General features: G+C 54.0%; 10 protein-coding genes. 3 read left to right on the forward strand and 7 right to left on the reverse strand.

Going from position 1 to position 14,447, the window contains the following annotated elements:
* Positions 1 to 3,185 precede the first annotated feature (3,185 nt).
* The 6 genes from RMSM_RS09120 to RMSM_RS09150 all read right to left on the reverse strand — a co-directional run bounded on the left by RMSM_RS09120 (position 3,186) and on the right by RMSM_RS09150 (position 8,268).
* Entirely contained in the window at positions 3,186 to 3,389 is a 204-nt protein-coding gene (locus RMSM_RS09120) for a hypothetical protein (RefSeq protein ID WP_008694504.1), read from the reverse strand.
* A complete protein-coding gene (locus tag RMSM_RS42475; protein ID WP_144057503.1) occupies positions 3,386 to 3,730 on the reverse strand; it encodes a DUF6932 family protein in 345 nt (114 codons plus the stop codon). The genes RMSM_RS09120 and RMSM_RS42475 overlap by 4 nt, the downstream gene beginning before the upstream one ends.
* A 45-nt stretch (positions 3,731 to 3,775) precedes the next feature.
* Positions 3,776 to 4,300, reverse strand: coding sequence for a four helix bundle protein (locus RMSM_RS37805; protein ID WP_008694507.1), 525 nt, complete (start codon positions 4,298 to 4,300; stop codon positions 3,776 to 3,778).
* A gap of 298 nt (positions 4,301 to 4,598) precedes the next feature.
* Positions 4,599 to 6,158, reverse strand: coding sequence for a hypothetical protein (locus tag RMSM_RS09135; protein WP_144057504.1), 1,560 nt, complete (start codon positions 6,156 to 6,158; stop codon positions 4,599 to 4,601).
* Positions 6,121 to 7,785, reverse strand: a complete 1,665-nt coding sequence (locus RMSM_RS09140) for a type II secretion system protein GspD (protein ID WP_144057505.1) — start codon at positions 7,783 to 7,785, stop codon at positions 6,121 to 6,123. The genes RMSM_RS09135 and RMSM_RS09140 overlap by 38 nt, the downstream gene beginning before the upstream one ends.
* Positions 7,786 to 7,836: 51 nt before the next feature.
* Positions 7,837 to 8,268 (reverse strand): hypothetical protein, encoded by a 432-nt coding sequence (locus RMSM_RS09150; RefSeq protein WP_144057506.1) that lies wholly within the window; start codon positions 8,266 to 8,268, stop codon positions 7,837 to 7,839.
* 530 nt (positions 8,269 to 8,798) lie between these two features.
* Between RMSM_RS09150 and RMSM_RS09155 the strand changes: the two genes are divergently transcribed.
* Positions 8,799 to 10,277 (forward strand): Gfo/Idh/MocA family protein, encoded by a 1,479-nt coding sequence (locus tag RMSM_RS09155; RefSeq protein WP_040764949.1) that lies wholly within the window; start codon positions 8,799 to 8,801, stop codon positions 10,275 to 10,277.
* 152 nt (positions 10,278 to 10,429) lie between these two features.
* Here the strand turns inward: RMSM_RS09155 and RMSM_RS40825 are convergent, their stop codons facing one another.
* On the reverse strand, positions 10,430 to 11,176 hold the full coding sequence (locus RMSM_RS40825) for a hypothetical protein (RefSeq protein ID WP_008694514.1): 747 nt from the start codon (positions 11,174 to 11,176) through the stop codon (positions 10,430 to 10,432).
* 315 nt (positions 11,177 to 11,491) lie between these two features.
* Here RMSM_RS40825 and RMSM_RS38320 point away from each other — a divergent pair, with 315 nt between their 5' ends.
* Entirely contained in the window at positions 11,492 to 13,642 is a 2,151-nt protein-coding gene (locus tag RMSM_RS38320) for an ATP-binding protein (RefSeq protein ID WP_008694516.1), read from the forward strand.
* Positions 13,632 to 14,312, forward strand: coding sequence for a response regulator (locus RMSM_RS38325; protein WP_052031559.1), 681 nt, complete (start codon positions 13,632 to 13,634; stop codon positions 14,310 to 14,312). Before RMSM_RS38320 ends, RMSM_RS38325 begins: the two co-directional genes overlap by 11 nt.
* Positions 14,313 to 14,447 lie beyond the last annotated feature (135 nt).

Here is a 14,447-nt window from a genome sequence, read left to right on the forward strand (position 1 = left end):
CCACTCACATGCACACATGGTCTTGCGCTTGTGTCTGTGGTGTGGACGACGATCCAATCAGCCTCGCTCCGCAGACCTTAGAACACTGGCCGAAGAGGGTCAGAGCAACCGTTGATCGTGCAGCACCCATTCTACAATTCAACCACTCCTGAAATTTTCCTGCCACCATTTTCCTGCCAACTCCGACCGAGCAAATGGGTAGGAAAATGGAGGTAGGAAGATGAAAAGAGAGTGACTTTCGAGAACCGTCTCTGTTAAGCAATTTGGGGACAGGCCGTAGCGGGGAACTAGCAGAGGAGAATTGCTCAGCGTTCCCGTGTGCCCAGCGTCTGACTATTTCGGCCGTGCTGATCGATTTGCCGGCAAAAAGATGAGGGACAAAAACATGAAGAATTGATTCGGGAGATCGTAACGCCGACTGCATTCTACTCTGCGCCATCTTTTTGCCCCCGATCTTTTTGCCGGTAATGCAGTGGGGAAAATCTTTCGAAATCGCAACTTGTTCCATGCCGGAACGGTGGTGTTCACGCGGTGGCGATCCACGACGTTGTTTCACGAACAGACGTTGCCGCCACTCATATGCACACATAGTTCTTGCGCTGGGTCTGTGGTGCGAACGACGATCCAATCAGCCTCGCTCCGCAGACCTTAGGAAATTGGCTGAAGAGGGGCTGAACAACAGTTGACCGCGCAGCACCCGTTCCACAGCTTAACCACGATTGGGATTTTCCTGCCACCATTTTCCTGCCAACTCTGACCGAGCAATTGGGTAGAAAAATGGTGGCAGGAAGATGAGAAGAGGGTGACTCTCGAGAACCGTCTTTGTTTAGCAAATTGGAGACAGGCCGCAGCGGGATTTAGCCACGAATCTCACGCATCAACACGAATCCTGAAACCATGTGCCATTCGTGACCATTCGCGAGATTCGTGGCCGACCTTCGACCGAACAAATCAGCGCCATTCGACTGGGCATCGACGGACGGCATGCACGGCGGTCATCACTTGGTCCGAGCGGATGAGCCACCATCAAGAGCAGGGCAGAATTATTCAGCGTCCCCGTGTACGCAGGGGGCTCCTGACTATTTCAGCCGTGCTGTTCGATTTACCGGCAAAAAAATGAGGGACAAAAACATGAAGAATCGAATCGGGAGATCGCAACGCCGACTGCTTTCTACTCTGCCCCATCTTTTTGCCGTTTCTTCAGCCGGGTGATTGCCGAACGACATCTACGGAGAGCCTACCCAGTTCAGCCCGCACGTCACTACTGACATCCGATCAAAAGAAGGCAACCCAACGTTGCGGCAGACAAATGAATGGGGCAGGAATATATCTGAACCCGAACGACTCGGTACAAGAAAACGGAGGATGCATGAAGGTTTCTTTTCTTTGTCCGATATCAATCGGTCTCAATATCTTTTTGCCACCCATCTTTTTGCCGATCCTTTCCGCCGGCTGACCGCCGAGCGGCAACGACGCATGGCAATCTTTCCAAGACGTCGGGAGTCCAGCGAGTTCCTGAAGAGTAAGAACTTACCCAAGTCTAGAGGAACGCCCACAACCGTTTGCATCCTCGCGGCGATTCACCCCCAATGAATCGTTGTTAAGCGGGCCCGCATGCGTTTGTGATGTGGGAGGGGCGCCGGAGCAATCCAGCCTCCTATCTCGATTTTCAAGGTTCTGCCGCGATTTTATCGATGTGCACAAGTCAGGACGCGAGCCAAAGAAACGTGATGGTAATGGTTGGGGCGAGTGAAAACCATCCAGCAAACTGAAATCGTTTCACCTGCGTGGTTGCATCCATTTCCAGGAGGTGATTTCGATGTCCGCGATATGCGATAGCAGCACCAGCGACGCCAGTTACAAGTATCGCTGGAAGCAACAGTGATCCGTACCAAGGATCGTAGCCAAGTTTCAGGTTTTCGATAGCGACACGGTAGAGTTGACCAAGCAATGACCAACTCAAGAGACCGAAGCAGATCGAAACCAACTGCAAGACAATAGGTTGCTGCAAGTTTGACACGGAGTCCGGAGCCGAAGTTGCGATTGATGTGGCCAATGTGAGGATCGATGCGTTAGTCGGCGAACGGCGGTGGTCACCGCGTCGGCACAAGTGACGTGATCTCAAACACAAATCAAATTCGCCGACTGCGGTGCACCACGTGGTTCGCGCGTCCGCGCACGACAACGGCCCGTGCCATCGTCGCTGATCACCAATGTACTCGAACGGAAACGCCGTGAGAAATCCAGTCTCCCAATCACCATTCGGTATTTCAGGCGTAGGACCATGCTGGAAACAGCGGTGGCGAAGGAACCACGAAACACGCCAAGCACGCGAAAGGAGAATTGGGCGTTGCTGTCAGGCGTCGGTCATTCGCGGCCGACGGATGCTATGAAGCGTCGATGGAGCATCCAATATGGCAGGAAGATGATAAGATTTTCCTGCCAACATCTTCCTGCCATCTAGCGTCACCACGAGAGCCACCGGAGTCATTCAATAGGCGATCGGTACTGATCAGCTGGCGGCGACGAATGATCATCCGCTTCAATACGCCTGATTTCGCCAGTTGGGTGCAGTACGCCCAGCATGGGCATGATCTTGTGGGGTGCCCTCATTCCAAGGAGTCAGTCCCCTGTACTTAGTTCCGGTTTCTTTCGAGGAGTCAGAATTCCAAATGAAATTCTCACCACTTCCCAGTCGCAACGCGACGACACATGGTAGCCCCGGACGTGAGTCCGGGGATCAGCGTTGTAGTAGCCACCACAGAGTCGCGAAGCGACGGCATGAGTCACTACGGAAAAGGAGGACAATCGATTAAAACATGGGACGTTAGAAAATGGAGGATGCATGAAGGTTTCTTTTCTTAGCCCAGTATCAATCGGTCTCAATATCTTTTTGCCACCCATTTTTTTGCCGGTCCTTTCCGCCGGCTGACCGCCGAGCGGCAACGACGCATGGCAATCTTTCCAAGACGTCGGGAGTCCAGCGTGCGTTATCCAGCGAGCAGCTGAAAAGTGAGGACTTACCCAAGTCTAGAAGAACGCCCGCAACCGCTTGCATCCTCGCGGCGAATCGCCCCCCTTTGAATCGTTATTGTGCGGACCTGCATGCGTTTGTGGTGTGGGAGGGGCGCTGGAGTAATCCGGCTCCCTATCCCGATTGGCTTGGTTCCCCGCACTATAGCAGACTAACCTGTGGTGGGCGATCTCGCTTCTGAGCTGCCCTCAAACACAGCGAGCTCTTCGTTTAGTCGCGCAATCAGTTTGCGAATACCAGCCTTCGTGAATCCCTTCTCGCCGATCGGATGGTCTGCCTGTAGCGATTCCAGGCGCGATTGCAAATCGCGAAGTTCGGTTTGAGCTTTTTCGTATTCGATAGCGTTATGGATCATAGTTTTATCTCGACTACACCCTTGCGTCGATTATCCGCCTCACGGGTCCTACCAAAGAATTCTAACCAATCATCTCCGCGTTCCAAACGTTCAGCAAAATCATCAGGCAGCCACACAACCGTATCAACGTCATCGGGGTGCGGTTTTGACGTAACGAAACTGTCATCAACGAAAAATCGTTTCGCGTCAATGACATGTGCAAGTTCGAGCCATCGCCGGAGCCGCAGCGCAAGTCTCTGACGCTGCCGCGTCGCAGTACCGAAACGAACCGTAGTATCAGCTTCGCAAGCAACATGCAAACCCTCGGGCAAGTATCCATCGTCTCTGAAGTCAGGAATCACGTTTGTTTGATGATTATTGGTATGTCAGTCGGGGAAGGGTTGAATTCACCGAGGATGCGCGGTGGACATTGATCTGGAGAAAAACGACGCCGCGTCCGTCGGTGCAATTCTTGGTTCTGGCTTCCGGTCTCTATCGTCCTTGTACTCGTACTCAGCATCGCGGTACTCGTACTCGACTTCGGCATTGTACTCCGCGGCGGACTCGCCCAGTGCATCCGATCTCGCGATCAAACGGGTCAGCATCGAGACGATCCGGTGAAGCAGCCGTTTCAACTCATCGTGCGACCAAACGTTCAGCCCCTCGGTCACAGCAAGCACGTCTTGTATCGCAACATATTCGAGCGCCGACCCACGGGCGTTGTCAAGAAAACGACTGCGATCCTTAAGGCTGCGTTTGCCGTTGCCCTCGGCGATGTTCAGCGGAATCGATTGTGCAGCGTGAAGCCATTGGGCGCATGCATGACGATGGCAACCGTTTAACTCCTTGGCGACGGCGAACGACGATGCGACGTAATCGATCGAGATGCGATCGACGTCAAGTCGGTCGTGGTCGAAGATTGGTTCGGTCATGGTTGCCCCGTTTCGAGTAGGAGTACGAGTACCGGCTGGCGCCTGAGTACGAGTACGATTTCTTCAATGCCAGAACGAGGTAATTATCGCCGGTTGGGGTGGCGATAAGCGGATAGTGAGGAGTGAGGAGTGAGGAGTGAGGAGTGAGGAGTGATTGAAAAAGTTAAATTGACAATTGTAAATTTTAAATTGGGGAGGGCTGGCTTGGGTGGAAGTGACGCCGGGCTAGAAAGTGACGCTGATGACAGGCAGGATGCCTATCCCACATTGGTGGCTCGAAACTTACGGGCGAGTTTTGCTACGGCAGCGTGATCGTTTGCTCGGTCAATGTTGGGTCCACGGTTCGATTTAGCTTTGCATGAATCGATGCTTTGAAAATTCCCGTGGTCGATTCGGGCAGCTGAAAACGCAACTCACGTGATTCACTCGGCAGTAACCAGGCGTGATAGCCGGCTTCGCAAATCACAGGCGGCTCGTTGCCGCGGGTAAGCGTCACGATCAGATGCGGAGCGAGGTGCCGAGTGCCATGGTTGGTGATTTGCAAACGGATGATTCGCGGATTGTTTTCATCGACCTCGATCGTACCGAGTGATACATCGGGATCGCGAGGGCGATCATCGTTTAGCATCGCCACGGGAACGTTCAGCGACCCCGTGTTGGTGGCGAATTCGGATTCCGCGTGAAGACGCAGTTCGGCGTACTTGTCCTGGGCGTCTGCAGCGTGTCCGTTCATGGTGACCATCAGTTTGCGTCCCGCTCCTGACCCCAAGTGAACTCGCTCGGGACGCACACGCAACCAGGATACTTCGTTTCCATTTCGATCGGTTGCAACCACTCGAATCGACACCGCTTTGTCGCCTTGGTTTTTCAGTGATAACGGTACCAGCCGATTTCCACCGCGAAGCGTCGACAATTCGATCGCCGAAGGGTGGACTTGGATTGACTTTAGTACGCGTCCCACGACGCTGCGTTGTGCTTGGAAATCATACTCGCCAACGTGGACGCGAAAGGATTGCTGCGCCACATCGTCGCTGTCGTCACGCACATCAATTTGCAGTTGGTAATCGCCTGGGAATACCGGTTCGGGCAATGCCGCGGTCAATGTGACCTCGCTTCGAGGCAGCACGGCCAACGCGAACCGTTTCGGTTCGGGTTGATTGATCCGCGACGTCAATCCTAGTGGCACTTCGTCAATCACGACGCGGCCTGCCGCATCGATCATCCGCGCCTTCGCTCGGAGCCGACGTCCTGCGTCATGCGGATTCCACAGCAACGCATTGACGTGAGCAAAACCGTCACGGTCAACCAAGCCGCCGGTGGTCAATCGGATTTCGCCCTGCACCGAATTGACGCGGCGAATGTCGGCTTCCAGTCGCAATAGATAACGAGTCACGAAGCGGACACCGAGTTGCCGCTGAGTCGTTTGTTTGGAAAACGGTTCTTCGCTGCGATCGGTCACTAGTAGTCCGACGCTAACAAATTGACCGCTGTCACGCGGCAGCGTCCACGTGCCTTCGATCTCCTGGACCTCACCTCCTCCGAGGCGCAGATCCGAAGAGGACAGCAAGCGTACCGAGTCGCGGTCCCGCAATGTTTCGGCCGCCGTCACTTTGCCATCACGGTGTTGGATTAAGGAGACCGGTTGAATTGAGAAATCAATCGGCTTTTGACTCCCGCTAAGCCGGAATTTAAAGCGAACGGTTTGTCCTGGGATCGCTTGGCACTGAAAGACCAGAGGATCGATCCGAAAAGTGGGACGGAAACTTGCTTCGGCATTGATTCTGGCTGTATTGATTCTGGCGGTTCGTTGCGCAGGCGACTCACCACGAACCCCCGTCGTCACCATAGCGAATAGCATCAGGATCAAAATTGGTTGGACAAAACGTTTCGGCCCCATAGAGTTCATCCTGATAAACGATTCGAGGTGAAATAAAGATGGCCACTTCGGCTTCTTGTTCGCGTCGTTCAATCCGCTGGAACAGTCGTCCGATGTAGGGGACGTCACCGAGTAGTGGCAGCTTGTTGAGTTGATCGACCTTCTGACGCTGAGTCAGGCCTCCGATCACAATCGTTTGTCCGTCCATCACGTGTACCGAGGTCGAGACGCGTCGGCGATTGATCACGGGAAATTGGTCGTAGGCGTTCGCTTGCGTTTCGTCGCTGCGGATATCCTCGCTGACCTCGGCACGGTCGATGTGGATCGTGACATGCGGAGCGCGGATCTCAGGCGTTAACTCCAGCATGATGCCTGAGTCGACCTTTTGAATGTCTTGTCGGTAGAAGACGCCATCGCCACTCGGCTGGACACTAAAAAAACTTTCCCGGCCAATATGAATCTCGGCCTTCTTGCCGTCTTCGGTCGTGACCCGTGGAGCAGCCCGGATTTTGACATGACCTTCTTGTTCTAATGCGCGAAGCAGGGCGCTGGTGAAACGAAAGTCGTTTAGTTGGGAATTAAATCCCGCTGGACCGTATTGGCCGGCCACACCAAGTCCATCGAGTGCGAACGAACCTGCGTTGGCGCCGTCCAGCTTCATGCCTTGTTGGATATCAAAACCAAAGCGATAGTTGGTCTCGGGACTGTACACGCAAACCAGTGCTTCCAGGACGACTTGTGGTACGACCTTGTCGGTCTCTTCCAGCTCACGCAAAATCTGGTGTGCGGTGATCGGCGGCGCTTCGATCGCCAACTTTCCACCCTGACCCATGATGCGGACAAATTGCAGATGCCGCTCGGGGAGTTGAGATTTCAATGATTCGGGCGTGCGATGTCGAGCTTCGTAAATATAGCGTTCGGCCAGGAACGGAAACAATGCGGACCCCGGCTCGGGTAGGCCCACGTAGTACTCATCGCCGTCCTGACGCCATCGGTATCCTAGTGGCAGCAGAATCTTGCGAAGCGCTCGTTCGAAATTCTCGTCTTCGATCACTGCGGTTACCGATCCACGTACTTGGTCGTCAATGATCACCGACATACCGGCCTGTTCGGCCAGTGATTGGATCGCTTGGTGAACATCGGTTTCGACAAAGGCATCGTTTAGCAGCACCGCGGGTTGCAGCGGCAGAGCGTCCTCGTGATTGGCATTGATCGTTACACCGTCGAAGGCGTCGACTGCCGCATCCCCGTAGCTGACCATCGCCAATGGCGGTGCGTCGTTGGATGCGGTGACGCATTCCGCATGCGAGTCCAATGGCTTTTGACGAAAGCCTTTTGAAATCGTCGGCCCCAGCGATGTGATCCGCGACTTGGGTTCCGGCTGCGAATATCCGACGGGCATCGATTCGATCAATGACTCGGGGTGGTACACACGATTCGCTGCCTTGTTCGGCTTTGGCAGTGTCGCGGCAGGCAAATTGAAAAACGGATCTGCAAAAACCGATTGGCTGTGCAGCTGGATCTCGTTTCGCGTTTTCTGCGTCTGGCATCCGCAGACCGCAATGGCTGCGGCCAGCATGACGATGGCAGTCGGTTGTGCGAAGTTCATTGTACGCACGTCATGGATGTTGCGATGGATGGATCCCACGATTCGAAATGATTAGTTCGCGGTGATGGTGGCATAAACGGTGGTGCAATAGGTTCCCGGCACCAACGTCGCAACTGAGCCGCTGTCCATCGAAACGGTCAACTGCAGCTCGACGTTTCCCGGTCCGGAAGAACTGGCTTGCACTTGAGCCGATAAATCGGGAACAAGATCGGTGATGTTGGATTCGTCAGAAACCACATCAACGGTCCATCCTGCGTCGGTGTCAGAGGAGGCGATCGAGAGATCCAATTGCACGTCCCGGGCAATCAGCGGCAACGTGTTGTGAACAAAACCGGTGATCGTGCCAAAGGTGACCGTGGCACCGTCGCCATCATTGCAAACGGCGGAAAACGTTTGCGGTGCAAACGACTTGATCCCCGCGGTGCCATCGTGATTGAGGCTGATGGGGCCATTCGGAGACAAAATAGAAAGTGCATTTTGCACGTTCACGCAAAAATCAAGCGATGCTGATGTCTGCGCGTTTGTCTGCGATCCGATCCCGATGCTCAGTCCCAATAGGACCAACATCCTCACTGACGTATGCATAAATTTGCCCCTATGCAACCCATTTGGATGACCTCTTGTGCCCGATTGCTACGCTTTTGAGAACCCAGGTTCTACTTAAGGTAGCGAATCTTTCGCCCCTCCGAAGACCGGCACTCTATGGGGATCGGATGTCAGATGCCTGCAACCGCAACATTTTTCAGCAGCTTGAAACAGAACGCTGCATTCATTTGCAGCTGACATTGAGTCATCGGCGGCGTGAAGGCTGCCTGCATCCTAAGTCGCTAATTGGCGGAATCCCGCATCCCCTGCCGCAGCGTGGTTTGCCCCGTTTGGGCGTAGAGCGATGAGTGGTGGGGCATTTTAGGTCTTCGTCTGTAGTGAAAAACTCGATTCCCACGCCTCGAATCTTTATGTCTATACTGTTTCTTTCCTACCCCGATCCCACCACTTGATTGAAGGATGGTTTGATGAACCGAAAACTTCCCGTAAAGCCGACACGCCGTGATTTCTTGTCCACAACCTCCGCAATTGGCGGATCGTTGATCATCATGGGAACCAAAGCCACAGCGGGAATTAAGGGGGCCAATGACCGTGTGCGAATTGCGGTTGCCGGACTGAACGGTCGCGGTCAGAGCCATATCAGCGGATGGATGAAAGCAGACAACGTTGAAATCGCTTATGCCATCGATCCGGCGAAGAGCGTTTTAGAAAAACGTTTGGGGGCGATTGAAAAAAAGGCGAATGGCAAGTTCACAACCAAAGGCGTGGCCGATTTTCGCGAGGCGCTCGATGACAAGTCCCTTGACGCGATCTCGGTTGCCACACCCAATCATTGGCACTCGCTGATCACGATTCGTGCGGCTCAGGCGGGCAAGCATGTCTATGTGGAAAAGCCGATGAGCCACGATGTTGCCGAAGGCCGTGTGGCGGTCGAAGCGCAGAAGAAATACGGCGTCGTGATCCAGCACGGAACGCAGCGCCGCAGTGATGCGGGCGTCGCGGGGCTGCACGAAGCATTGAAGTCGGGCGAGCTGCCACGATTGAAGATTGCGTATGGTTACTGCTGCAAACCACGCGGTGGAATTGGATCCAAGTCACCTGGCACCCCGCCATCGAATTTGAATTGGGATCTTTGGAAGGGGCCCGCCGTGATCGACCAATATCACGCGAATTATCATCCCTACAACTGGCATTGGTTCTGGGAAACCGGCAACGGCGATCTGAACAACCAAGGCACTCACCAATTGGACGTCGCCCGCTGGGCAATCGACGACGATCAAACGCACCCGACCCGCGCGATGGCGATTGGCGGTCGGTTCCAGTGGGACGATCAAGGGGAAACGCCCAACACGATGTTTTCGATGGCGGAATATCCCAACGGGCAAATGGTGTTCTTTAACGTTCGCAATGTGAACTACAAAGATTACAAACGCCAAGTCTATAACGAGTACTACCTCGAAGACGGCAGCGTGATCACGGGCGAGAGTCATTACCAAATCTTGCGTCCCGGTGCATCAAAACCCGAAGGCTTGAAAATATCCAAAGGAAAAGTAACGCCTGGTGGCAATTGGAATTCGTTCATCAGCGCGGTCAGGGCGAATGATCCGAGCATGGCCAATGGCAACGTCTTGGACGCTCATTACGGATGTGTCTTGGGGCACTTGATGAACAACTCGTACCGTTTAGGTCACGAGGTGCCGTTCAGCGCGACCGCAGGCCAATTTGGTGACAACGAGGATGCCACGCAGCACTTCAATAAATTGCACTCGATCATGGCCGATGGAGTGGGAGTATCGGAAAAAGACGCGAAGTACCGTGTCGGTCCTACGTTGACGTTTGATCCCAAGACGGAAACGCACACCGGCGACTTTGCCACCGAGGCCAATCGGCTGCTGAAGAACCCGAGCAACCCTGGATTTGAAATTCCGGAAGTGAGCGAAGTGTAGACGCACCGCCGCCACGGTTCACAAGCCCGAGGTCGCGCAGCGCCACCTCGGGGATGGTCTTTCGTAGTGGGACTCGCCAGAGTTCCTGGTGCTTTGGCGGCGGAGACGGGAATTCTGGCGAATTCCACTACTCGAAAGTCAGCCTGGGCCATTTACGCTTCGTTGTCGTCGTCACCGAAGACGTCGTTGAAGTCCTCTTGGTCGAGGAACTGGATGCCCACGATTTCGGCGTTGTTCACTTCGGCGATAGCGTTGACGCGATCATGCATCGCGGTCAGTTCCGCTTCGTTATTTTTTCCGTCGATGAACAAGCACATCGCAAACTGGCCTTCTTCGTCGGGTTCATCGTAGCTTTCGATCGTTCCGAGCGATTGCGTATCCAGAGCGACCGTCAACGCGTTCAGCTCTTCTAGTGAAGGGGCAAACAGCAAGAACAGCCACGGCAATTCACCGTCGCTTTCGAGTCCCGAATCAGTGTAGTGTCGCAATCGCAAGTGGGCTTCGTCGAGCGACATCCAATCGAAAAAATCATCTTCGTCGATCGGATCGTACGACGTGACGTCGGCGAGTTCCAAGCCGAATTCTTTTGCTAACGCGTCGATTTCGTCCACGCACGCTTTGACTTGTTCGGGCGTGAGCGCTTCGCATCGACGCAGTGCCAAGATCGGACCTGCCATCCGGGTATTGCCTTCTTCGTCGACATGTTCGACTTCTTCTTGGATATCCCAATCGTAGGACTCCGGTGCACGCCGCCCCACTTTTTCCAGTAGCGAAATATCGGATGACTCAATCCCAAACACCCACTCCAGCGGTTCATCGGTCTGGTAGTCGAGTTGGTTGATCATGTGATCGAACAATTCGTCAATGTGTTTGTGAAAATCGGCGTTCGAATCGGTCATGCGATGTTGGTTTGGGTGCAGAGGGAGAGATAGCCAGAATGGTGAGTTTTGCCGTAGCATATCAGAGAATCCTGCTTTCGCGATGGGATCGGAATTCCGCTTCCATTTCATCCCTCCCTGCCGTCCACAGCGAGTCGCCATCGCATGCTGGCTCGGCTGGGTGATCGATCGCGACAGTCATTCATTCGGTTGTAGATGCCGTTTAACGTGCCAATCATGCGCATTGGTCTGTTTGGGTCGCTACAATAGCAAACACGTTTCTCGCGGTTTTGCTAGGCGAGCGTTTCCGTTTCTTTGATGCAGGAGTGATTCAAAATGCGAATCGTTCATAAGTTGCTGTTGGCAACGCTCCTGCCTGCATTGCTGATTTGGGTCGTCGGCATGTATGCGACGCACGTCAGCGAACGCAGTATGCGGCAGGCCATCGAAGCCACCTCGATGACTCGTGCCACGGCGGTGATGGATGAAATTGATCGGATCGTACAGGCTCGCACCGCCGATTGGAAAGCGTATTCGCGGAGTGATCTAGCGCAACAAGTTTTGGTTGCATCCAATCAAGCAATCGAAGCACTCGAAGACCCCGCGGCGACTATCGAGGAGCGAGACCAGGCATGGCGAGAAACACCGCCGGATGAGACATCCCGATTCATGCGTTTGCTGCTGCGAAACCCGCTCTCACGCGATCTACGCCAACGGCTCAACAAGCTAAACGAAGGCAGCGGTTACACGATTTTTGGCGAAGTATTCTTCACAAACCGATTTGGTGTCAACGCGGCCCAAACCAGCCGAACATCGGATTATCGTCAGGACGACGAGACATGGTGGAAACAGGCTTTCGAGCACGACGTCTTTATCGGCGACGTGATGCTTGATGAAAGCGCCGGTGTTTACTCGGTCGACATCTGTTTGCGGGTGGACGACGAGAACGGTAGCCCGCTGGGGGTGTTAAAGGCCGTGATGAACATTCAAGAGGTGTTCAGCGTGATCGATACGCGCGTGGGGCGATACCGCGACGACGAACGATTGGTCTTGTTTACCGCCGAGGGACGCGTGATTCGTGCCAGCAATGACGAAACAAAGCCGTTGTCGGACGGTTCGATTTATTTCAAAGACGTTCAGCTCGACGCCGATCATGCCAACGATGTGTACTATCGCCGTGATGACGAGACTGGTGAAAAGTATCTGTCGGCATTCGCACTTTCGCGAGGTTACGGTGACTTCGAAGGACTTGGATGGATCACGATGGACGAACGCCGTGAATCCGTTGTCTTTGCTCCGGTGAATCGTTTGAGGAATCAAATCATCTGGATTTCGTCGTTGGCGACACTGGCGACCCTTTTGATTGGCGGCGCGACGGCGATTTCGTTCTCCAAACGACTCGGCCAACTCACTGATGCAACGGTGGCGATCGGTCGCGGGGAATTGGACATCACGGTGGCAACCAAAGGGAACGACGAAGTGGCCGAGTTGGCGCGGCACTTCAATCGAATGGGCAGCGAGCTACAGCAAACGCATCATGATTTGACACTTGCACGTGACGCGGCACGTGACGCGAACAAAGCCAAGAGTTCGTTCCTGGCTAACATGAGTCATGAAATTCGTACGCCGATGAACGGCATCATCGGGATGGGCGAATTGTTGGCATCCTCGCAATTGAGCCCTGAACAGCGGGATTATTTGAACATGATCCAGCAGTCAGCTGATTCGCTGCTGCGGCTGCTAAACGACATCCTTGATTTCTCGAAGATTGAAGCAGGGCGTCTGGAACTCGAGGAGATCGAATTCAGTCTGCGAGATTGTATTGAAAAAACCGGGCAAGCATTAGCGATACGGGCTGCGGAAAAAGGCTTGGAGATGGCTTGCCGAATCGCCCCCGATTTGCCCGACACCTTTCTTGGCGATCCTGGTCGGATCCGGCAAATTATTGTCAATCTTGCCGGCAATGCCATCAAGTTTACCCAGCAAGGCGAGGTGGTGGTTGACGTCACTTGTCGATCACGTAGCGAAAACAAGATTCGATTGCATTTTCGCGTGATCGACACTGGCGTCGGCATTCCCGCAGAGAAGCAGACAAAGATCTTCGAAGCCTTTGGGCAAGCCGATGCGTCCACCACCCGCGAATTTGGAGGCACCGGGTTGGGGTTGACCATTTCCTCGCAACTCGTCGCGATGATGAATGGCGAAATTTGGGTGGAAAGTGAAGTCGACAAGGGGACCACGTTCCATTTCACGATCGAATTGACCGTCCAAAATGATTTGGAAAAACAGCATCGCGTCGAAGAGTTGTCGATGCATCCGATGCATGTCCTGATTGTCGATGACAATCGCACCAACCGCCGTATTTTCGAAGAAGTGCTCAAGAGTTGGAACATGGAAACGGTTTCAACCGATGCGGCGCCCCGAGGGGTTAAAGGAGTTGAAACAAGCAGCGTCGTCCGAGCACCCATTCGATCTGGTGCTGCTTGACTACATGATGCCCGAAATGGATGGATTCGGTTTTGCCGAACAGGTCAGAACGGACGAGCGATTGAGAGACACGAAAATTATCATGCTCTCCTCAGCCGCCCAGAGCGGGCATGCCAAGAAATGTCAAGATTTGGGCATTGTTCGCTACATGACCAAACCCGTGGTGCAGTCGGAGCTACTTAACACGATGCTCAGTGTTGTTGAAGGGCCCAGCCAAGCGGAGAACGAGAACAACGGCGAACCCGCAGCTGAGGATTTGGAATTGGATGCGGATACCCCCGTGCTGAACATCCTGCTTGCCGAAGACGGCTTGGTGAATCAGCGAGTCGCGATGGGATTTTTAAAACCAAGAGGGCACAACGTTGTCATTGCCGAGGATGGCAAGCAAGCGGTCCAAGCGTGGGAAAATGGCTCTTTCGATCTGATCTTGATGGACGTACAGATGCCTGAGATGGATGGCATCGAAGCCACCGAATGGATTCGCGAAAAAGAGCGAGCCAGCGGCGAGCATATCCCGATCATTGCGATGACGGCCAACGCGATGAAAGGAGACCGCCAACGCTGTCTCGACGCAGGCATGAACGATTACGTGTCCAAGCCGGTCCAACCCGATTCGCTGTTCGAAGTGATCGAGCAGTGCATATCGAAGCGGGATGTCGAAAAACGCTAGGCGAACGTCCTGGAATAAGTTCGTCGTTAGAGTTTTGTTGCAAGTCGTTGTGGAAGAAGTGTCTTCGCCGTAGTGGACGAGGTTACGAGTCCCGTGATGCCACAAAGTCGTGGGGACTTGTGCCCTCGTCCACTA

The sequence above is a fragment of the Rhodopirellula maiorica SM1 genome, from assembly GCF_000346295.1.
Taxonomy (GTDB): domain Bacteria; phylum Planctomycetota; class Planctomycetia; order Pirellulales; family Pirellulaceae; genus Novipirellula; species Novipirellula maiorica.